The sequence below is a fragment of the Micromonospora sp. NPDC050784 genome, from assembly GCF_044456765.1.
GTDB classification, from domain to species: Bacteria; Actinomycetota; Actinomycetes; order Mycobacteriales; family Micromonosporaceae; genus Micromonospora; species Micromonospora foliorum.
Map to the genome: position 1 here is coordinate 225,335 of NZ_JBITGG010000002.1, position 20,717 is coordinate 246,051.

At 70.0% G+C, this 20,717-nt stretch carries 18 protein-coding genes; 1 reads left to right on the top strand and 17 read right to left on the bottom strand.

Going from position 1 to position 20,717, the window contains the following annotated elements; all coding sequences use genetic code 11:
* Window positions 1-136: 136 nt before the first annotated feature.
* Window positions 137-1,366 carry an MFS transporter gene (locus tag ACIBD9_RS03450; RefSeq protein WP_396714129.1) on the top strand — a complete coding sequence of 410 codons (1,230 nt, stop codon included), beginning with the start codon at window positions 137-139 and terminating at the stop codon, window positions 1,364-1,366.
* Here ACIBD9_RS03450 and ACIBD9_RS03455 read toward each other — a convergent pair.
* The 17 genes from ACIBD9_RS03455 to ACIBD9_RS03535 form a co-directional block, all read right to left on the bottom strand.
* The gene (locus tag ACIBD9_RS03455; protein WP_396714131.1) at window positions 1,342-2,427 is read right to left on the bottom strand and encodes a polyprenyl synthetase family protein; all 1,086 of its coding nucleotides are present in this window, start codon (window positions 2,425-2,427) and stop codon (window positions 1,342-1,344) included. The two genes, ACIBD9_RS03450 and ACIBD9_RS03455, sit on opposite strands and share 25 nt — an antisense overlap.
* A gap of 90 nt (window positions 2,428-2,517) precedes the next feature.
* A complete protein-coding gene (nuoN, locus tag ACIBD9_RS03460) occupies window positions 2,518-4,071 on the bottom strand; it encodes an NADH-quinone oxidoreductase subunit NuoN (RefSeq protein WP_387170825.1) in 1,554 nt (517 codons plus the stop codon).
* Window positions 4,068-5,603 (bottom strand): NADH-quinone oxidoreductase subunit M, encoded by a 1,536-nt coding sequence (locus ACIBD9_RS03465; protein WP_396714133.1) that lies wholly within the window; start codon window positions 5,601-5,603, stop codon window positions 4,068-4,070. Before ACIBD9_RS03465 ends, nuoN begins: the two co-directional genes overlap by 4 nt.
* Before the next feature lie 64 nt (window positions 5,604-5,667).
* A complete protein-coding gene (nuoL, locus tag ACIBD9_RS03470) occupies window positions 5,668-7,593 on the bottom strand; it encodes an NADH-quinone oxidoreductase subunit L (protein ID WP_396714135.1) in 1,926 nt (641 codons plus the stop codon).
* Window positions 7,594-7,605: 12 nt separating this feature from the next.
* Window positions 7,606-7,905 (bottom strand): NADH-quinone oxidoreductase subunit NuoK, encoded by a 300-nt coding sequence (gene nuoK, locus ACIBD9_RS03475; protein WP_030486270.1) that lies wholly within the window; start codon window positions 7,903-7,905, stop codon window positions 7,606-7,608.
* On the bottom strand, window positions 7,902-8,672 hold the full coding sequence (locus tag ACIBD9_RS03480) for an NADH-quinone oxidoreductase subunit J (RefSeq protein ID WP_396714137.1): 771 nt from the start codon (window positions 8,670-8,672) through the stop codon (window positions 7,902-7,904). Before ACIBD9_RS03480 ends, nuoK begins: the two co-directional genes overlap by 4 nt.
* A complete protein-coding gene (nuoI, locus tag ACIBD9_RS03485) occupies window positions 8,669-9,310 on the bottom strand; it encodes an NADH-quinone oxidoreductase subunit NuoI (RefSeq protein ID WP_210785491.1) in 642 nt (213 codons plus the stop codon). Before nuoI ends, ACIBD9_RS03480 begins: the two co-directional genes overlap by 4 nt.
* A 1-nt stretch (window position 9,311) precedes the next feature.
* The gene (gene nuoH, locus ACIBD9_RS03490) at window positions 9,312-10,664 is read right to left on the bottom strand and encodes an NADH-quinone oxidoreductase subunit NuoH (RefSeq protein ID WP_396714139.1); all 1,353 of its coding nucleotides are present in this window, start codon (window positions 10,662-10,664) and stop codon (window positions 9,312-9,314) included.
* Entirely contained in the window at window positions 10,661-13,168 is a 2,508-nt protein-coding gene (locus ACIBD9_RS03495) for an NADH-quinone oxidoreductase subunit G (RefSeq protein WP_396714141.1), read from the bottom strand. Before ACIBD9_RS03495 ends, nuoH begins: the two co-directional genes overlap by 4 nt.
* Before the next feature lie 55 nt (window positions 13,169-13,223).
* Window positions 13,224-14,540, bottom strand: coding sequence for an NADH-quinone oxidoreductase subunit NuoF (gene nuoF / locus ACIBD9_RS03500; RefSeq protein ID WP_091395571.1), 1,317 nt, complete (start codon window positions 14,538-14,540; stop codon window positions 13,224-13,226).
* Window positions 14,537-15,730 (bottom strand): NADH-quinone oxidoreductase subunit NuoE, encoded by a 1,194-nt coding sequence (nuoE, locus tag ACIBD9_RS03505; RefSeq protein WP_396714143.1) that lies wholly within the window; start codon window positions 15,728-15,730, stop codon window positions 14,537-14,539. The genes nuoF and nuoE overlap by 4 nt, the downstream gene beginning before the upstream one ends.
* Before the next feature lie 52 nt (window positions 15,731-15,782).
* Window positions 15,783-17,108: an NADH-quinone oxidoreductase subunit D gene (locus ACIBD9_RS03510; protein WP_387170811.1), complete on the bottom strand. Its 1,326-nt coding sequence runs from the start codon at window positions 17,106-17,108 to the stop codon at window positions 15,783-15,785.
* The gene (locus ACIBD9_RS03515) at window positions 17,105-17,842 is read right to left on the bottom strand and encodes an NADH-quinone oxidoreductase subunit C (protein WP_396714145.1); all 738 of its coding nucleotides are present in this window, start codon (window positions 17,840-17,842) and stop codon (window positions 17,105-17,107) included. Before ACIBD9_RS03515 ends, ACIBD9_RS03510 begins: the two co-directional genes overlap by 4 nt.
* Window positions 17,839-18,516 carry an NADH-quinone oxidoreductase subunit B family protein gene (locus ACIBD9_RS03520; protein WP_088986765.1) on the bottom strand — a complete coding sequence of 226 codons (678 nt, stop codon included), beginning with the start codon at window positions 18,514-18,516 and terminating at the stop codon, window positions 17,839-17,841. Before ACIBD9_RS03520 ends, ACIBD9_RS03515 begins: the two co-directional genes overlap by 4 nt.
* Window positions 18,517-18,530: 14 nt before the next feature.
* Window positions 18,531-18,896 (bottom strand): NADH-quinone oxidoreductase subunit A, encoded by a 366-nt coding sequence (locus ACIBD9_RS03525; RefSeq protein ID WP_007454588.1) that lies wholly within the window; start codon window positions 18,894-18,896, stop codon window positions 18,531-18,533.
* 135 nt (window positions 18,897-19,031) lie between these two features.
* Window positions 19,032-20,309, bottom strand: coding sequence for a geranylgeranyl reductase family protein (locus tag ACIBD9_RS03530; RefSeq protein ID WP_396714148.1), 1,278 nt, complete (start codon window positions 20,307-20,309; stop codon window positions 19,032-19,034).
* 139 nt (window positions 20,310-20,448) lie between these two features.
* Window positions 20,449-20,673, bottom strand: coding sequence for a hypothetical protein (locus ACIBD9_RS03535; RefSeq protein ID WP_387170807.1), 225 nt, complete (start codon window positions 20,671-20,673; stop codon window positions 20,449-20,451).
* Window positions 20,674-20,717 lie beyond the last annotated feature (44 nt).

Sequence of the window (20,717 nt, forward strand, 5' to 3'; positions counted from 1 at the left end):
GGACTTACACCATATGAAAAACAGGCCCGGTGCGAAATGCCTGTTCGGGTCGAGGATGCCAGATCACTATCCACAGCTTGTGCCCCGCCGGTCACCAGGAGTGCTCTGAGCGGGGCTCGCGTAGGTTTGCCGAACGATGACCGACACCTCCATCACCCCAGATTCGGCGCTCGCCCAGCCCCGCCCGGTTCGGGCCAGCGCCGGCGCAGTCGTCACCACAGTGGCCTGCGTACTGCCCGTCTTCCTGCTCGGTGGTCTCGCCGTGCAGATGGGCGCCGACCTCGGCTTCTCGCCGGCCGGTCTGGGCCTGGCCGTCTCCGTCTACTTCGGGGTCAGCGCGCTGGCCTCGGTGCCCTCCGGGCGTCTGGTCGAGCGGTACGGACCGGCAGTGGTCGCCCGCTGCGGCATCCTGCTGGCCGCCGGGTCGATGCTGGCCGTGGCCGCCTTCGCCCGGTCGTACCCGGTGTTGGTCGGCCTGCTGGCGCTCAGCGCCGCCGCGAACGCGCTCGGCCAGTTGGCCAGCAACGCCGCGCTGGCCCAGCACGTGCCGGCGCGGCGGCAGGGGCTGTCGTTCGGTGTCAAGCAGGCCGCCATCCCGGTCTCCACCCTGCTGGCCGGGGTGGCGGTGCCCACCATCGCGCTCACCGCCGGCTGGCGCTGGGCGTTCGTGGCCGCCGCCGTGGCCGCGTTGACGACGCTGGCCGCCGTACCCCGGCAGTTGCCCGGCCTGGCCCGGCGGGCCGGTGCCACACGCGCCGGGCGGGCCACGGCGGCGCTGGTGGTGATCGGCGCGGCGGCGACGTTGGCCTCGGGCGCGGCCAACTCGATGGGCACCTTCCTGGTGGACTCCGCCGCGGCGCGAGGGCTGTCGCCGGGCCTCGCCGGCCTCACCCTGACCCTGGGTAGCGCGGTCTGTGTGGCGGCTCGGGTCGGCGCCGGTTGGTTGGCCGATCGTCGCGAGAGCGGCCACGTCGCCCTCATCGCCGCGATGCTGCTCGTCGGCGCGGTGGGGTTGGGCCTGCTCGCGTTGACCGGCTCGGTGCCGTTGGTGGGCGGCGTGGTGCTCGGCTTCGGCCTGGGCTGGGCCTGGCCCGGCCTGATGAACTTCGCGGTGGTCCGGCTGCACCCCCAGTCACCGGCCGCCGCCACCTCGATCACCCAGACCGGGGTGTACGCGGGCGGCTGTCTCGGCCCGCTGAGCCTGGGCCCGCTCGCCGCCCACCTCGGCTACCCGGCGATGTGGACCATCGCCGCCGTGGCGATGCTGCTCGCCGCCGCCCTCATGCTCGTCGGCAGCCGACTGTTGACCCGCGCCGCCGCCGCAGCGGGCCGGGGCGTGGATCAGCTGGTGCGGTCGGCGATGTAGTCGCAGAGCGACTCGAGCGCGCTGCGGGACGGGCCGTGCGGCAGCGGGGCGAGCTGCGCGCGGGCCTCCTCGGCGTAGCTGCGCACGGTCTCCCGGGCCCGCTTGAGCGCCGGGCTCTCCCGGAGCAGCCCCAACGCCTCGGCGTGCAACGCGTCGTCGGTCAACGGGCCGGTCGCCAGGATCTCCCGTAGTCGCACCGACGACGCGTCGGAGTCGTCCGCCTCGCGGGCGTAGAGCACCGGCAGCGTCGGGACACCCTCGCGCAGGTCCGTGCCGGGGGTCTTGCCCGACTGCACCGACTCGGAGGCGATGTCCAGCAGGTCGTCGGAGAGCTGGAAGGCCACGCCGATCGTCTCGCCGTACCCGGCGAGGGCCTCCACGTGCTCCGGGGCGGCGCCACCGAACATGCCACCGAACCGGGCCGACGTGGCGATCAGCGAGCCCGTCTTCTCGGCGATCACGTGCAGGTAGTGGGCCACCGGATCGTCGCCGGCGCGCGGCCCCACGGTCTCCGCGATCTGGCCGTGCACCAGCCGGGCGAAGGTGCGCGCCTGCAACCGGACCGCCTCGGGGCCCAGGTCGGCGGCGATGTCCGCCGCGCGAGCGAAGAGGTAGTCGCCGACCAGGATGGCGACCGAGTTGGTCCACCGGGAGTTCGCGCTCGGCGCGCCCCGACGGACGAGGGCCTCGTCCATCACGTCGTCGTGGTAGAGGGTGGCGAGGTGAGTGAGCTCCATCACCACGGCGGCCGGGACCACCTGCGCACCGGTCGGGTCACCGAACTGGGCGCCCAGCGCCACCAGCAACGGCCGGAAACGCTTCCCGCCGGCCTCGACGAGGTGCCGGGCGGCCTCGGTGACGAACGGGTCGGCGCTGGACACGCTGGCCCGCAACTCGACCTCGACCGTGTCCAGCAGACCCAGCACGGACGCCTCGACACGGGGATCGGCGAGGTTGAGGCCAAGCGCGCCGAACTGACTCGTGCTCGCCCGACCCCGCCGACCGCCGGAGCCGGAGGCACCTGAACGCTCGCCCGCCGGATTCACCACGCTATCAACCATGCCACACGGGTTCGACCTGCTCCGGCCCGGGGATACGCACCGGGGGCCGGCACGTGAACACGTGCCGACCCCCGGTGATCGATCCTTCGGTCACCTGACGAATTCGGCGGCTCCGGCGGCCAGATCGAGCAGCGGCGCCGGGGCGACGCCCAACACCAGAGTCGCCAGCACACCGATCATCAGCGCGGCGGAGGTGAGCCCACCGGGCACGGTGACGGTCGGGGTGGACTCGCCCGGCTCGGAGAGCCACATCATCACCACGACCCGCAGGTACGGGAACGCGAGCACCATGCTGGTCAGCACACCGGCGATCACCAGCCAGGCCTGGCCACCCTCCAGCGCCGGCCCGAAGATGGCGAACTTGCTGGTGAACCCGCTGGTCAGCGGGATACCGGCGAAGGCGAGCAGGATGAACGTGAACAGCGCGGCGAAGAACGGCGATCGCCGGCCCAGCCCGGCCCAGCGGGACAGGTGGGTTGCCTCGCCGTCGTCGTCCCGCACCAGCGTCACCACGGCGAACGCGGCCAGGACCGAGAAGCCGTACGCGACCAGATAGAACATCGTGCCGGCGAGCCCGTCGCGGCTCGGCGCCAACACACCGACCAGCAGGTAGCCGGCGTTGGCGATCGAGGAGTACGCGAGCAGCCGCTTGATGTCGGTCTGGGTGACCGCGAGCACCGCACCGATCAGCATGGTCAGCACCGCCACCGCGCCCAGGACCGGCGTGAAGTCCCAACTGGCGTTCGCGAACGCGACCTGGAAGACGCGCAGGAGGGCACCGAACGCGGCGACCTTGGTGCAGGCCGCCATGAAGCCGGTGACCGGGGTCGGAGCGCCCTGGTAGACGTCCGGGGTCCAGACGTGGAACGGGGCCGCGGCGGCCTTGAAGAGCAGACCGATGGCGAGCAGCGCCATGCCGGCGAAGAGCAGCACCGGGCTGGCCGGCGACTCGCCCACCGCCGCGTGGATGGTGGCGAAGTCGACGCCGGCCGTCCGGCCCGGGATGCCGGAGGTGAAGCCGTAGATCAGGGCCACACCGAACAGGAAGAACGCCGAGGCGTACGCGCCGAGCAGGAAGTACTTCATCGCCGCCTCCTGGCTCAGCAGACGCCGGCGACGGGCCAGCGCGCAGAGCAGGTAGAGCGGCAGGGAGAAGACCTCCAGCGCGATGAACATGGTCAGCAGGTCGTTCGCCGCCACGAAGATCAGCATGCCGCCGATCGCGAACGTGGTCAGCGGGTAGACCTCGGTGAGACCGTTGCGCCCCTCGGCCTGCCGCCGGTCGTCGGCCGACTCGGCGGTCACCGCGGCCTGGGCGACGAACGCCCCGCCCCGCTCGACCGAGCGGTCACCGATCAGCAGCAGCGCCATCGCGGCCAGCACCAGGATCGCGCCCTGGAGGAAGAGCGTCGGCCCGTCGATCGCGAGAGCCTGACCGGCCGTGATGATCCGCTCGTTGGAGTTGAGGACCACCATGGTCAGTGCCGCGAGCACCGCGAGCAGCGCCAGCGTCAACTGCACCACGTGCCGCCAGCGCCGGGGCACCAGGGCCTCGACCAGCACACCGAGCAGCGCGGTGCCCAGCATGATCAGGATCGGAGAGATCGCCGAATAGTTGATCGACGGCAGGTTCAGCTCGGTCACTTTGCTGCCTCCTGGACGGTGCCGCCCACGGACGGGGCCGGGTCGGTTCTGCCGATGTCGTCCATGGTCGCCTGGACGGCGGGGTTGATCACGTCAGTGACCGGCTTCGGGAAGAAGCCGAGCAGCACGATCAGCGCGATCAGGGGGGCGACCACGACCTTCTCGCGCAGGTTGAGGTCCCGACGCATGCCGTCGACCTCGGTCAGCGCCGGGTTGAGGGTGCCCTGGGTGGTGCGCTGCACCATCCACAGCACGTACGCGGCGGCCAGGATGATGCCGAGCGTGGCGATGACCGCGACCGGCTTGTTCACCGTGAAGGTGCCGATCAGCACCAGGAACTCGGAGATGAACGGCGCCGTGCCGGGCAGCGCGAGCGAGGCGAGACCGGCGAAGAAGAGCACCCCGGCGAGCACCGGGACCAGCTTGCCGGCACCACCGAAGTCGCTGATCAGCGCCGAGCCACGCCGGGAGATCAGCATGCCCACCACCAGGAAGAGCAGGCCGGTGGCCAGCCCGTGGTTGAGCATGTAGAGCACCGCACCGGTGCCGGCCTGGGTGGTGAAGGCGAAGATGCCCACCCCGATGAAGCCGAAGTGCGCGATCGAGGTGTACGACACCAGCCGCTTCAGGTCGTTCTGGCCGACCGCCAGCAGCGCGGCGTAGACGATGCCGATCACGCCCAGGGCCAGCGCCCACGGCGCGAACCACTTCGACGCCTCGGGGAACAGCGGCAGGCAGTAGCGCAGGATGCCGAAGGTGCCGACCTTGTCCAGCACGCCGACGAGCAGCGCCGCCGCGCCCGCCGGGGCGGCGCCACCGGCGTCGGGCAGCCAGGTGTGGAACGGGAAGAACGGCGCCTTGATGGCGAACGCGAGGAAGAAGCCGAGGAACAGCCAACGCTCGGTGCCGGTGCTGATGTCGACCTGCGACAGCGCCTGCCAGTCGAAGGTCTTCCCGCCGACCACCCACAGGCCGATCACCGCAGCCAGCATGAACAGACCGCCGACGAGCGAGTAGAGGAAGAACTTCACCGCCGCGTACTGCCGCTGGTGCCCGCCGTAGCTGCCGATGAGGAAGTACATCGGCACCAGCATGACCTCGAAGAACACGTAGAACAGGAAGACGTCGGCGGCTGCGAAGACGCCGATCATCGTGCACTCGAGGACCAGCAGCAGCGCGAAGTAGACGGGGACCGACCGCTTCGACGACTCGGCGTCGTGCCAGGACGCCAGGATCACCAGCGGCACCAGCACCGCGATCAGCATCAGCATCACCAGCGCGATGCCGTCGGCCGCGAAGGTGAAGCTGACACCCCAGTTCGGGATCCACGAGTACGACTCGCGGAACTGGAACCGGTCACCGCCGGCCTTGAAGCTGACCCACATCACCACCGAGAGCACCAGCACGAGCAGCGACCAGACGAACGCCACCTGCTTGGCCAGCTCCGGCCGGTGGCGCGGCAGGAAGGCCACCACCAGGGCACCCACCAGCGGCGCCACGGTGAGCACCGAGAGGAACGGGAAGTTGGACATTATGCGGCCTTACCTCCGTCGTCACTGCGTGGTCCGCCGGCGGGGGCGGGCGTATTGAGGTCGATCACGCCAACCACCCCGCCTGCACCGCCAGGAACGCCGCCATCACCAGCAGCGCACCGGCCAGGATCGAGGTGGCGTACGAGCGGACAAAGCCGGTCTGCATCCGGCGGAGGCGACCCGAGCCCCCGCCGACCGCGGCGGCGAGCCCGTTGACGAGCCCGTCGATGCCCCGGTTGTCGAGGTACACCAGCGCCCGGGTGAGGAAGATGCCCGGCTTCTCGAAGACCGCCTCGTTGACCGTGTCGGTGTAGAGGTTGCGGCGGGCGGCGGTGACCAGCACCCCGGCCGGCTGCGGCGCGGTGGCCGTACCGGCCCGGAACAGGAACCAGGCGAGCCCGGCGCCGAGCACGGTGACCAGCAGCGACAGCGTGGTGATCACGGCGTGCGAGAGGACCGCCTCGTGCTCGGCGTGCTCGCCACCCAGCCCGGCGGTCTCCGTCAGCCAGTCCGGAACGGACGTGGCGAGCAGGAAGCCGGCGCCGACCGACCCGACCGCCAGGAGGATCAGCGGGATGGTCATCAGCTTCGGCGACTCGTGCGGGTGCTCGATGTCCTCGGTCCACCGCTGCGGACCGTGGAAGGTGAGCACGAACAGCCGCGTCATGTAGAACGCGGTCAACCCGGCGCCGAGCAGCGCGGCCCCGCCGAAGAGCCAGGCGGTCCAGTCGTCCCGCTCGAAGGCGGCCACGATGATCGGCTCCTTGGAGAAGAAGCCGGAGAAGGGGAACATGCCGATGATGGCCAGCCAGCCCATCATGAAGGTCAGCCAGGTGATCTTCATGTACTTGGACAGCCCACCGAAGCGGCGGATGTCCACCTGGTCCTTCATTCCGTGCATGACCGAGCCGGCGCCCAGGAACATGTTGGCCTTGAAGAAGCCGTGCGCCAGCAGGTGCACGATGGCCAGCGCGTACGCCGCGCCGCCGAGGCCGACACCGAGGAACATGTAGCCGATCTGGCTCACCGTCGACCACGCGAGCACCCGCTTGATGTCGTCCTTGGCCGCACCGATGATGCAGCCGATCAGCAGGGTGAGCGCGCCGACGCTGACCACCACGAGTTGCAGCGTCGAGTTGGCGGAGAAGATCGGGTTGGACCGGGCGATCAGGTAGACGCCCGCGGTGACCATGGTGGCGGCGTGGATGAGCGCCGACACCGGGGTCGGACCCTCCATCGCGTCCGGCAACCACGCCTGGAGCGGGAACTGACCGGACTTACCGGCCGCACCGAGCAGCAGCAACAGGCCGAGGACCAGCACGGTGGTCCCGGTCAGCGCGCCGACCCCGTTGAACACCTCGTCGTACTGGGTGGTGCCCAGGGTGGCGAACATGATGAAGATGCCGATCGCCAGGCCGGCGTCGCCGACCCGGTTCATCAGGAACGCCTTCTTACCGGCGGTGGCCGCGCTCGGCCGCTCGGTCCAGAAGGAGATCAGCAGGTACGACGCCAGACCGACGCCCTCCCAGCCGAAGTAGAGCATCACGTAGTTGTTGCCGAGCACCAGCAGCAGCATCGCCGCGACGAACAGGTTGAAGTACGCGAAGAACCGACGACGGCCCGCGTCGTGCGACATGTACTCGACCGCGTACAGGTGGATCAGGAAACCCACCCCGGTGATCAGCAGTACGAAGACCGCGGCCAGCGGGTCGAAGAGCAGGCCGAAGTCGACGCGCAGATCACCGACCGCGATGAAGTCCCAGAGGCTCAGCTCGACCGACTTGTTCTCCAGTCCACGCAGCTGGAAGAAGAAGCTCAGGCCAAGCACGAACGCGGCGCCGATGGCGGCGACGCCCAACCAGTGCCCCCAGCGGTCGGCCCGGCGGCCGAGCAGCAGCAGGATGGCCGCGCTGACCAGCGGGATCGCCACCAGCAGCCAGACGCCCCCGAGCAGCCCCGCGGCCTGGGCGTATTCCACAGTCTCTTCCACCGGTGGACCCCTCTAGTACTTGAGCAGGTTGGCGTCGTCGACACTCGCCGAGCGTCGCGTCCGGAAGATGGACATGATGATCGCGAGCCCGACCACGACCTCGGCCGCCGCCACCACCATCACGAAGAACGCCATGATCTGACCGTTGAGGTCACCGTTGATCCGGCTGAAGGTGACCAGCGTCAGGTTGGCCGCGTTGAGCATCAGCTCCACGCACATGAACAGCACGATCGCGTTGCGCCGGACGAGCACCCCGGCGGCGCCGATGGTGAACAGCACCGCCGCGAGCACCAGGTAGTAGTCAGGCGTCATTGGTCCGTCCCCTTCAGCGTGGTCTCCTGCGCGGTCAGCTCCCGTACCGGCAGGATGTCCGGCGTGCTCCGCTCGGAGAGGCGGCCGTCCGGCAGTCGGGCCGGGGTGGCCACCGAGGACGAGGTCGCGAAGACGCCGGGGCCCGGCTTGGGGCCGGGGTAGTTGCCCGGCGCGAAACGGGCCCGCATCGTCGACACCTGGTCGACCTTGTCCTGCTTGCGGCGCTCGATGTGCGCGAGCACCATGGCACCGACCGCCGCGGTGATCAGCAGTGCCGAGGTCAACTCGAACGCGAACACGTACTTGGTGAAGAGCAGTCGGGCGATGCCCTGCACGTTGCCCTCCGCGTTGGCCTGCTCCAGGCCGACCGCGGTGGTCCCCTGCAGCGCCCGGTAGAGCGCGCCGCCGACCAGACCGGCGAAGCCCAGCCCCAGCACGATCGCGGCGACCCGCTGGCCGCGCAACGTCTCGATCAGCGAGTCGGTGGAGTCCCGACCGACGAGCATCAGCACGAAGAGGAAGAGCATCATGATCGCGCCGGTGTAGACGATGATCTGCACCATGCCGATGAACGGCCCGGCCTGGAGCACGTAGAACACGCCCAGGCAGAGCATGGTGAGCACCAGCCACAGCGCGGAGTGCACCGCGTTGCGCGCGGCCACCATCCCGATCGCGCCGATGAGCGCCAGCGGCCCGAGGATCCAGAAGGTGACCTCCTCGCCGCCGGACACCCCACCCGCCGCGGCCAGCACCGTAGACATGGTCATGCTTTCTCTCCCTTGCCGGCCGCGACGCGCTGGGCGGCCTGCTCGGCGCCCGGGAACGTCACGCCGGGGTGCTCCTCGACCTGGTAGCGGCCGGGGCCCATCGGGGACGTCTCCGCACCGGCGGAGGTGCCCGGGTTGTCCAGCGCGCCGACGTAGTAGTCCTTCTCGCTGTCACCCAGCCGCATCGGGTGCGGCGGCTGCTCCATGCCCTCGAGCAACGGCGCGAGCAGCTGCTCCTTGGTGAAGATCAGGTCCTGCCGGTTGTCGCGGGCCAGCTCGTACTCGTTGCTCATGGTGAGCGACCGGGTCGGGCAGGCCTCGATGCACAGCCCGCAGAAGATGCAGCGGGCGTAGTTGATCTGGTAGACGCTGGCGTACCGCTCACCCGGCGAGAAGCGCTGCTCGTCGGTGTTGTCGCCACCCTCGACGTAGATCGCGTCCGCGGGGCAGGCCCAGGCGCACAGCTCGCAGCCGATGCACTTCTCCAGGCCGTCCGGGTGCCGGTTGAGGATGTGCCGCCCGTGGTAGCGCGGCGCCGACACCGGCGGCTTGAACGGGTAGTCGGTGGTGACGACCTTCCTGAACATGTGCGAGAAGGTGACACCGAATCCCTTGAACGTTCCGGTGATCGCGCCCACGTCACACCTCCCTGGAGTCCGAGCCGGCAACGATGTTGGCCGGCTCCCGCTCGGCGACCACGCGCGTGATACGCGGGCTCGGTGGTACCTGAAGATCCATCGGCGGCAGCGGGAAGCTCCCGTGCGGCCGGTTGTCGACCTGTTCCTGCGTCGTCGGCTGCGGCTTCGGCTTCCGGCTGGGCCAGAAGATCGTGGCGATCAGCAGGATGCCGGCCGGAATCCCGACGGCGATCACCTTGCCGCGGGTGTCCCAGTCCTCGATGGAGCGCAGGCCCGACAGGACCAGGATCCAGACCAGGTTGATCGGCAGCAGCACCTTCCAGCCGAGCCGCATGAACTGGTCGTAGCGCAGCCGCGGCAGCGTGCCGCGTAGCCACACGAAGACGAAGACCAGCGCGATCACCTTGCCGAAGAACCAGAGCATCGGCCACCAACCGGAGTTGGCGCCCTCCCAGATGGTGATCGGCCAGGGCGCCCGCCAACCGCCCAGGAACAGCGTGGTGGTGACCGCGGACATGGTCACCATCGCGACGTACTCGCTGAGCATGAAGAGCGCGAACTTCAGCGAGCTGTACTCGGTCATGAAGCCGGCGACCAGCTCGGACTCGGCCTCGGGCAGGTCGAACGGTGCCCGGTTGGTCTCACCCACGGTGGCGATGAAGAAGATGATGAAGCTCGGCAGCAGCAGGATCGCGTACCAGCCCGGCGCCGGGATCGTCTGGCCGAAGATGGTCAGCTGGGTGCCGTCACCCTGGGCGGCGACGATTCCGCTGGTGCTCATCGTGCCGGCGGTCATGAAGACCGCCACGATGCTGAGCCCCATGGCGACCTCGTAGGAGATCATCTGGGCACTCGACCGGAGACCACCCAGCAGCGGGTACGTCGAGCCGGAGGCCCAGCCACCCAGCACGATGCCGTAGACGCCCATCGAGGAGCAGGCGAGCAGCAGCAGCACCGCCACCGGCACATCGGTGACCTGCAACGGCGTGTGGTGACCGAAGATGCTCACCATCGGGCCGAACGGCACCACCGACAGGGCGGTGACCGCGCAGATCACCGAGATGGTCGGGGCGAAGAAGTAGACGACCTTGTCGGCCGCCTTCGGCAGGATGTCCTCCTTGAAGGCCATCTTCAGGCCGTCGGCGAGGGTCTGCAGCAGGCCGAACGGGCCGACCTGGTTGGGGCCGGGCCGCACCTGCATGTAACCGACCACGCGCCGTTCGAACCAGACCCCGAGCAGGGTGGCCAGCAGACCGAAGGCGAACGCGAAGACAATCTTGCCGAGAACCAGCCACCACGGATCCCGGCCGAAGTCGGCCAACGTCGGATCCTGGGCCAGGATTGACGAAGTCACTGGTTACCCCCGGAGTTGAGGAGCGGACCCGGGAGACCGGTCTCGTCGGCCGCCACGCGTCCGGCCGGGATGGCCGTACCCGAAGCGGGGACGGAGATCCGGACGACCGCGCCGGACGTCGCCCCGAGGCTGCGCCGAACGGTCGAGCCGGGTGAGTTGGTCGGCAGCCAGACCACGCCGTCGGGCATCTCGGTGAGTTCCGCCGGCAGGGTCAGCGCCCCCCGGTCGGTGCCGACCGTGACCGCGTCACCGTCGACCACACCGAGCGCCTCGGCGGTGCCCTTACCCAGCCGGACCACCGGCGGACGGGCGGTTCCGGCGAGGTTCTCGTCGCCCTCGGTCAGGGTGCCGAGGTCCACCAGCTGGTGCCAGGTGGCCAGCACGGCCTCCCCGGCCTTCGGCTCCGGCACCCGGCCCGGCGCGACCGACGGCGCCGCCGGTCGGGACATACGCGTCGCCGGCAGCGTGGCCAGCTCGCGACGCACACTCAGCACGTCGGCCGTGCCGAGGCGCACGTCCAGCAGCGCGGCCAGCGCGTCGAGCACCCGGCCGTCGGTCATCGCGGCGGTGTTCAGCACCGCCTCGAACGGGCGCAGCCGACCCTCCCAGTCCAGGAAGCTGCCGGCCTTCTCGGCCACCGGGGCGACAGGCAGCACCACGTTCGCCCGCCGGGTCACCGCGCTGGCCCGCAGTTCGAGGCTGACCAGGAACGGCACCGCGTCCAGGGCGGCATCGGCCAGTCGCGGGTCGGCCAGGTCGGCCGGGTCGACACCGCCGACGACAAGCGCGCCGAGCTGCCCGTTGGCGGCCGCGCTCAGGATGCCGTCGGTGTCCCGGCCGGCCTGGCTCGGGATCACCCCGGCCGGGATGTCCCACGCCTCACCCAGCTCGGCCCGGGCGGCCGGCTCGGTGACCAGGCGTCCACCGGGGAGCAGGTTGGGCAAGCAGCCCGCGTCGACCGCGCCGCGGTCACCCGCGCGCCGCGGCACCCAGGCCAGCTTCGCGCCGGTACGCCGGGCCACATCGGCCGCGGCGGAGAGCCCACCCGGCACGGTGGCCAACCGCTCGCCAACGATCAGGATCGCGCCCGGTGCGCTCAGCGCCTCGCTGACCGTGGCGTGCTCGGCGAGCACGCTGGCCTCCTCGCCCGGCACCACCCGGGCCAGCTTGGCACCGAGCTTCTCCAGGCCGCGGGTGGCGAAGGGCGCCAGCGCGTACACCGTCAGGGTCTTCTTCAGGTACGCCTTGCGCAGCCGCAGGAAGAGGATCGGGCACTCCTCCTCGGGCTCCAGGCCGACCAGCACCACCGCCGGCGCGTTCTCCACGTCGGTGTAGGTGACGTCGGTGACCCCGGCGACCGAGCTGGCCAGGAAGTCGGCCTCCTCGCGGGAGACCGGCCGGGCCCGGAAGTCGATGTCGTTGGTGTTCAACGCGACCCGGGCGAACTTGGCGTACGCGTACGCGTCCTCGACGGTCAGCCGACCGCCGGTGAGCACCGCCGTGCCCTGCCCGCTCTCCCGAGCCGTGTGCAGCCCCTCGGCGGCGACGGTGAGCGCCTCGCTCCAGGACGCCTCGCGCAGCTCACCGGTGTGCTCGTCGCGGACCAGCGGAGTGGTCAGCCGGTCGGTGGCCCGGGTGTACTGGAAGCCCCACCGACCCTTGTCGCAGTTCCACTCCTCGTTCACCTGCGGCTCGTCGCCGGCCAGCCGGCGCAGCACCTTGCCGCGCCGCCAGTCGGTGCGCTGCCCGCAGCCGGCCGAGCAGTGCTCGCAGACGCTGGGGCTGGAGACCAGGTCGAACGGGCGGGCGCGGAACCGGTACTGGGCACCGGTCAGCGCACCCACCGGGCAGATCTGCACCGTGTTGCCGGAGAAGTAGGAGTTGAACGGAACGTCCCCGGCGTCGCCCTCCTCGCCGTACGCGTCGTCCCGGTAGATGTTGATCTCCTCGGCGGACGACCGGCCCATCAGGTCGATGAACTTGTCGCCGGCGATCTCCTCGGAGAACCGGGTGCACCGCTGGCAGAGCACGCACCGTTCGCGGTCCAGCAGCACCTGGCTGCTGATCGCCATCGGCTTCTCGTACTCCCGCTTGTGCTCGTGGAAGCGCGAGTCGGTGCGGCCGGTGGACATGGCCTGATTCTGGAGCGGGCACTCGCCGCCCTTGTCACACATCGGGCAGTCCAGCGGGTGGTTGAGCAGCAGCAGCTCCATCACCCCCTCCTGCGCCTTCTTGGCCACCGGGGAGGTGATCTGGGTACGCACGACCATGCCGTCGGCGACGGTCTGGGTGCAGGAGGCGACCGGCTTGCGCTGCCCCTCCACCTCGACCAGGCACTGCCGGCACGCGCCGGCCGGGGCCAGCAGCGGGTGGTCGCAGAACCGGGGGATCTCGGTGCCCATCTGCTCGGCGACCCGGATCAGCAGCGTCCCCTTGGGGGCGGTGACCTCGACGCCGTCGATGGTGAGGGTGACGGTCTCGGTCTGCTTGGCTACGTCGGTCATCAGAGTCGCCTTCCATTCGCGACTGCGGGACTCGCAAGCTCATTCCTCGCGCTCATCAGTGCGCCCCTACCAGGGTCTTCTCCGACAGCTTGGGTGCGGTCCGACCCTCGATGTAGTCGAGGTAGTCCTGCTTGAAGTACTGCAGCGAGGAGGTCACCGAGCTGGTCGCGCCGTCACCCAGGCCGCAGAACGAGCGGCCGAGGATGTTGTCGCAGGTGTCCAGCAGGGTGTCCAGGTCTTCGTGGGTGCCCTGACCGGCGAGGATCCGTCGGTAGACCCGAACCATCCAGTAGTTGCCCTCGCGGCACGGGGTGCACTTGCCGCACGACTCGTGGTGGTAGAACTCCAGCCACCGGTACGTCGCGTAGACCGGGCAGTCCTGGTCGGAGAAGATCTGCGTGGCCGTGGTGCCGAGGATCGAGCCGGCCGCCGCCACCCCCTCGAAGTCCAGTGGCACGTCCAGGTGCTCGGCGGCGAGCAGCGGGGTGGACGAGCCGCCCGGGGTCCAGAAGCGCAGGTTGTGGCCGGGCTGCATGCCACCGGCCAGCTCCAGCAGCTCGCGCAGCGTGACGCCCATCGAGCACTCGTACTGGCCGGGGTTGGCGACCCGACCGGAGAGCGAGTAGATCATCGGCCCGGAGGACTTCTCGGTGCCCATGCTCTTCCACCAGTCGGCCCCACCGAGCACGATCGGCGGCACGCTGGCGATGGTGCCGACGTTGTTCACCACCGTCGGGCTCGCGTACAGGCCGTGGGTGGCCGGGAACGGCGGGCGCAGCCGGGGCTGGCCCCGGAACCCCTCCAGCGAGTCCAGCAGCGCCGTCTCCTCGCCGCAGATGTACGCCCCGGCGCCGGAGTGCACCACCAGCTCCAGGTCGTAGCCGCTGCGCAGGATGTTTCGGCCCAGGTAACCCTTGTCGTACGCCTCCTGGACGGCGTTGCGCAGCCGACGCGCGGCGTGCACCGCCTCGCCCCGGATGTAGATGTAGGCGCGGGCGGCCCGGATCGCGTACGACGCGATGATCACGCCCTCGACCAGCGCGTGCGGGTCGTGGGTCATCAGCGGCAGGTCCTTGCAGGTGCCCGGCTCGCCCTCGTCGGCGTTGACCACCAGGTAGTGCGGCTTACCGTCGCCCTGCGGAATGAAGCCCCACTTGAGGCCGGTGGGGAAGCCGGCGCCACCTCGACCGCGCAGCCCGGAGTCCTTGATCAGCTGGATCAGGTCGTCCGGGTGGGCCTTGAGCGCCTTGCGCAGCGCGGCGTAGCCGTCCAGCTGCTCGTACGTGCCGATCTGCCAGGCGTCCGGCGACAGCCAACGCTTGGTCAGCACCGGCGTCAGCTTGGCCAGCGTCTCCGGGCGGGGAGTGGTCACTTCTGGGCCCCCGTTTCGTTCGCGTCCGACGGGCCGGCGCCGTCGGCGTCCGTCCCAGCCTTCGCTTCGGTGAGGTTGCGCTCCTGCGCCCCGGCCTCGTCGCCGGCGGGCTTGCCGTCGCCGGCCGGCGCGTTGGCCGCCACGCCCGCGGCCTCGGCCGACCGCGCGTCGCCAGCCTCGGGCGCGGTGCCGGTGCCGTCGGTGGGGACCTTCGTGCCAGGGGCGTCCGGCACTGCCGTGTCCGCGTCCGGCTGCCGGGTCTCGGCGGTACGCACCTGCGGCGACTTGTCGTCCGGTGCCTTGACGTCCCGGGTGGTGCTGCCGCTGGCGTCCGCCGGCTTCGCCGGCTCGGTGGACTCCAACGGCTTCGCCGGCTCGGCGACCCCGGTCGGGGCGGAAGCCCCGTCGCCACCCTTGACCGGAGCCGCGCTGGCCTCGACGGGTGCCGGCTTGGCGGCCTCCGCCTTCGCCTTCGCCTCGGCGGCGGCCTTGTCGGCCTCGGCCTTGCTGCGGATCGGGGTGTTCGGGTCGAAGCCCGGCACCGAGACGCCGTGCTGCTGGGCCAGCCGCAACCCGCGCAGGGTGGGCTCGCCCGGCCCGCCGTCGGCGACCGCACCGTCGCGCTCGTCGGCGAAACCGGCGAGCTGCACCGCCATTTCCTTGAGGGTGCAGAGCCGGGCGCCCCGGGTCGGCATCGGCCGGCCACCGGCCCGCAGCTCGTCGACCACACCGACCGCGGTGGAGGCGTCCACGCCGTCGAAGAAGTCGTAGTTGACAGTCATCACCGGGCCGTAGTCGCACGCTGCCAGGCACTCGGCGTGCTCCAGCGTGATCGCGCCGTCGGCGGTGGTCTCGTCGTGCCCGACGCCCAAGTGCTCGGCGAGGGTGTCGTAGATTTCCTGGCCACCGAGCACGTTGCACATCGTGTTGGTGCAGACGCTGACCAGGAAGTCACCGGTCGGCTTGCGCTTGTACATCGTGTAGAAGGTGGCCACCGCGCCGACCTGGGCCTTGTTCAGCCCCAGCACCTCGGCGCAGAACGCAACCCCGGCCGGGGAGACGTAGCCCTCTTCGGCCTGCACCAGGTGCAGCAGCGGCAGCAACGCCGAGCGGGACCGGTCCGCCGGGTAACGGGCGATGATCTCGCGCGCCCGCTCCCGGGTCTCGTCAGTGAAAGTCGTCGTCGTCATCAGAGCCGCCTTCCGTTCGCGACTGCGGGGCTCGCAAGCTCACTCCTCGCGTTCACCGGTCACAACCCCCCATGACCGGGTCCAACGAGGCGCCGCCGGCGATCACGTCGGCGATCAGGCCGCCCTCGGCCATCGCCGGGAGGGCCTGCAGGTTGACGAAGCTCGGCTCCCGGTAGTGCACCCGGTAGGGCCGGGTGCCGCCGTCGGAGACCGCGTGGACGCCCAGCTCGCCGCGAGGCGCCTCGATGGCGACGTACACCTGGCCGGGCGGGACCCGGAAGCCCTCGGTCACCAGCTTGAAGTGGTGGATCAGCGACTCCATCGACTGACCCATGATCTTCGCGACGTGTTCCAGCGAGTTGCCCATGCCGTCCACGCCGATGGCCAGTTGCGCCGGCCAGGCGATCTTGCGGTCGGCGACCATCACCGGGCCCGGGCGGAGCCGGTCCAGTGCCTGCTCGACCAGCTTCATCGACTCCCGGATCTCGGCGAGCCGGACCTGGTAGCGGCCCCACACGTCACCGTCGGGGTGGGTCGGCACGTCGAACTCGTAGTTCTCGTAGCCGCAGTACGGCATGGTCTTGCGCAGGTCCCAGGCGAGGCCGGCGGACCGCAGCACCGGGCCGGTGATGCCGAGCGCCACGCAGCCGGTGACGTCCAGCACCGCGACGTTCTTCGTCCGCTCGGTCCAGATCGGCTGACCGGAGAGGAGGTCCTCGTACTCCTTGAGCTTCTTCGGCATCATCTTGAGGAACTCGCGGATCTTGACGATCGCGTCGTCCGGCACGTCCTGCGCCACACCGCCCGGCCGCACGTAAGCGTGGTTCATCCGCAGGCCGGTGATGGTCTCGAAGATGTCGAGGATGTACTCCCGCTCACGGAAGCCGTACAGCATGATCGAGATCGCGCCCAGCTCCATGCCGGTGGTGGCCAGCCAGACCAGGTGCGACGAGATCCGGTTGAGCTCCATCATCAGCACGCGGATCGTGGTGGCCCGCTCGGTGATGTCGTCGGTGATGCCGAGCAGCTTCTCGACCGCGAGGGCGTACGCCGTCTCGTTGAAGATCGGGGCGAGGTAGTCCATCCGGGTCACGAACGTCGAGCCCTGGACCCAGTTGCGGTATTCGAGGTTCTTCTCGATGCCGGTGTGCAGGTAGCCGACGACCGAGCGGGCCTCGCGGACCGTCTCGCCCTCCAGCTCCAGGATCAGCCGCAGCACCCCGTGCGTGGACGGGTGCTGCGGACCCATGTTGACCACGATCCGCTCGTCGTTGATCGGGTCGGTGCCCGCGACGATCGTGTCCCAGTCCCCACCGGTGACGGTGAAGACCCGACCCTCGTCGGTTTCGCGCTCGCTGGCGTAGTTCGACGTCGTCACTGGTACGACCTCCGCTCGTTCGGCGGCTGGATCTCCGCACCCTTGTACTCGACGGGGACGCCGCCGAGCGGGTAGTCCTTGCGCTGCGGGTGGCCCTCCCAGTCGTCCGGCATGAGGATCCGGGTCAGGTTGGGGTGGCCGTCGAAGACGATGCCGAACATGTCGTACGCCTCGCGCTCCTGCCAGTCCGCCGTCGGGTAGACGGCGGTCACGCTGGGCAGGTGCGGGGCCTCGGCGGAGACCGCGGCCTCCAGCCGGACCCGCCGCCGGTACGTCATCGAGGTGAGCAGGTAGACCACGTGCAGCCGCCGTTCGTCGGCGCCCAGGTAGTCCACGCCGGACACCGAGGAGCACAGCTCGAACCGCAGCGCCAGGTCGTCCCGCATCACCTGGCAGACCTCGGCGATCCGCTCCGGGCGTACGTGCAGGGTCAGCTCACCCCGGTCGACCACGACCTTTTCGATCGCGTCGCCGAAGGCCGGGTACGCCTCCTCCAGCGCGTCGCGGACCTCGTCGAAGTAGCCCCCGTACGGCCGGGACGCCTCCTCGATGGGCTGACGCTGGCGGACCAGGCCGCCGTAGCCGGACACGTCGCCGGTGCCCTGGTTGCCGAACATCCCGCGACCGGCCGGGCTGGCCGGCGGGTACTCGGCGGGGGCGGTGCTGCTGGCGCCGACCGGCGTGACCGGCACCGGCACCCCGCCGTCGCTTGGCTTGTCCGTGGGTGACGTCATTTCGGGCCTACCTGCGGGTGGAGGTGGTTCTGAGCGTTCATCCAGTTCTCGATGCGCAACTGCTCCTCGCGGCCCTCGCGGACCGCCCGGGTCCACTCGGCGCGCCGGGCCTTGTCGCTGCGGTACGAGGAGGGCATCGAGCCGTAGGGCACGACCGGAACGTCGCCGCGCTCCTGGCGGGCCGCGAGCATCTTGCGACCGTTGGGGCCCAGCGGCTCGTACATGATCTTCTCGCGGAGCTTGAGGATCGCGTCGATGAGCATCTCCGGCCGGGGCGGGCAGCCGGGGAGGTACATGTCGACCGGCACCACGTGGTCGACGCCCTGCACGATCGCGTAGTTGTTGAACATGCCGCCGCTGCTGGCGCAGACGCCCATCGAGAGCACCCAGCGCGGCTCGGCCATCTGGTCGTAGATCTGGCGCAGCACCGGGGCCATCTTCTGACTCACCCGGCCGGCCACGATCATCAGGTCGGCCTGCCGGGGCGACGCCCGGAAGACCTCCATGCCCCAGCGGCCCATGTCGTAGTGCGGACCACCGGCGGCCATCATCTCGATGGCGCAGCAGGCCAGGCCGAAGGTGGCGCCCCACACGGACGACTTCCGAGACCAGTTGACCAGCTTCTCCACCGAGGTGAGCAGGACGCCGGCGGGAAGCTTCTCCTCGATGCCCATCTGACGTTCCTTCCTCAGTCCCAGTCCAGGCCGCCGCGCCGCCACACGTAGGCGTACGCAACGAAGACCGCGACGATGAACAGGACCATCTCCACGAAGCCGAAGATCGGCAGAGCGTCGAACGAGACCGCCCAGGGGTAGAGGAAGATGATCTCGATGTCGAAGACGATGAAGAGCATCGCCGTCAGGTAGAACTTGATCGGGAACCGCCCGCCGCCGACGGGCTGCGGGCTGGGCTCGATGCCGCACTCGTAAGCCTCGAGTTTGGCCTTGTTGTAGCGACGGGGACCGGCGAAGCGGGCGGCGCCAACGGAAAACAGCGAGAACGCCGCGGCGAGGGCGAACAGCCCGATGATCGGTGCGTAAGGCGAGAGCGACATCGTTTTCTCCTGCTCGTCCTTCCCTGCCCTCGGTGCTTGACGAAAATCACACTATTCACGTCCCTCGCAGTGGCAGTCGGCGGGGGTCGATCTTTGTCAGCATCGGGGCCGTGACCAGCGCCGATGCCGTCCTACTTATACGGCTGGGGCGGCCTTCGTCATCGCGTTGATGACCCGATCCATCGCGTCCCCGCCACGCGGGTCGGTCAGGTTGGCCAACAGCTTGAGTACGAAACGCATCAGCGTCGGGTGCGGCATGCCGTGTTTGGTGGCGATCCGCATGATCTCGGGGCGGCCGATCAGTTTCACGAAGATGCCGCCCAACCGGTAGTAGCCGCCGAGCCGGGCCTTCAACTCGTTCGGGTACGCCATCAACGCGCGCTCCCGTTCCGGGCCGGCCGGCCGGGCGAGAGCCTGGACCATGGCCTCCGCGGCCAGTTCGCCGGACTCCATCGCGTACGCGATGCCCTCACCGTTGAACGGGTTGACCATGCCGCCCGAGTCGCCGACCAGCAGCACGCCCCGGGTGTAGTGGGGCACCCGGTTGAAGCCCATCGGCAGCGCGGCACCGAGGATCGGGCCGTCGGCGTTGGTCTCGTCGGTCATCCCCCAGTCTTCCGGGGTGTTCGCGAGCCAGTCGGTGAGGAGCCGGCGGTAGTTGGTCTTGCCGAACGCCGAGGACGAGTTGAGCACGCCGAGGCCGACGTTGACCCGCCCGTCACCGAGGCCGAAGATCCAGCCGTACCCGGGCAGCAGGTTGTCGCCGCTGTCCTTGCTGCGCAGCTCCAGCCAGGACTCCAGGTAGTTGTCCTCGTGCTTGGCCGGCGAGCGGTAGTAGCGGCGGACGGCCACACCGATCGGCCGGTCCTCCCGCTTGGCCAGCCCGAGCGCGAGCGGGAACCGGCCGGAGACGCCGTCCGCCGCGACGACAAGCGGGGCGCGGAATGTGGTGGGCTCCTTGCCCGGCCCGACCTCGGCCTCGACGCCGGTGACGCGGCCATCGCCGTCGAGCACCGGGCCCAGCACGTTGACGCTGGTCCGCAGCTTCGCGCCGGCGGCCACCGCCCGCTGGGCGAGCAGGTCGTCGAAGTCCAGGCGCGTGCGCACCAGACCGTAGTTGGGGAAGCTGGCCAGCTCCGGCCAGTCCAGTTCGAGGCGTACCCCGCCGCCGATGACCCGCAGGCCGCGGTTGTGCAGCCAGCCCGCGTCGGGCGAGGTGTCCACACCCATCCGGATGAGCTGGCGCACCGCGCGCGGGGTCAACCCGTCGCCGCAGACCTTCTCCCGGGGGAACTCGGTCTTCTCCAACAACAGCACCCGTACGCCGTGCCGGGCCAGGTGGTACGCAGTCGCTGATCCACCGGGACCGGCGCCCACGACAATGACGTCGGCGTCGTGTTCCACCGCGGTCATTCGCGCCTCCTCCCGCACGCTCGTGAAATGCTTCACAAGCCAGACGGGACGAGTGTATGACCGGCGTCATACCAGCGCAGGATCAGGGGTACCTAACTCGCCGATGTGACAGCCCACCACCGTCCACAGCGCTCAGGTGTCAGGCCGGGCGGGAGGCGTCCAGGCCCGCGTCGACCCGGATCGCCTCCGGTAGATGCTCACGGAGCGCCCCACCTGCCGCCCGGTCCAGTGCCGCCAACACCTCGGCGACCACCTGCCGGACCTCCACCGGGTCGGCCCCGGCCAACTCGCGCAACTGGGCGATGAGTTCGGCGGCGTCGTCGTCGGTGGCGGCCACCGGGTCCGCCGGCTCTGCTCCGGTCATGCGATCGAGCGTACGGGGCAAAGTGGACTAAAGGCCGATATTAA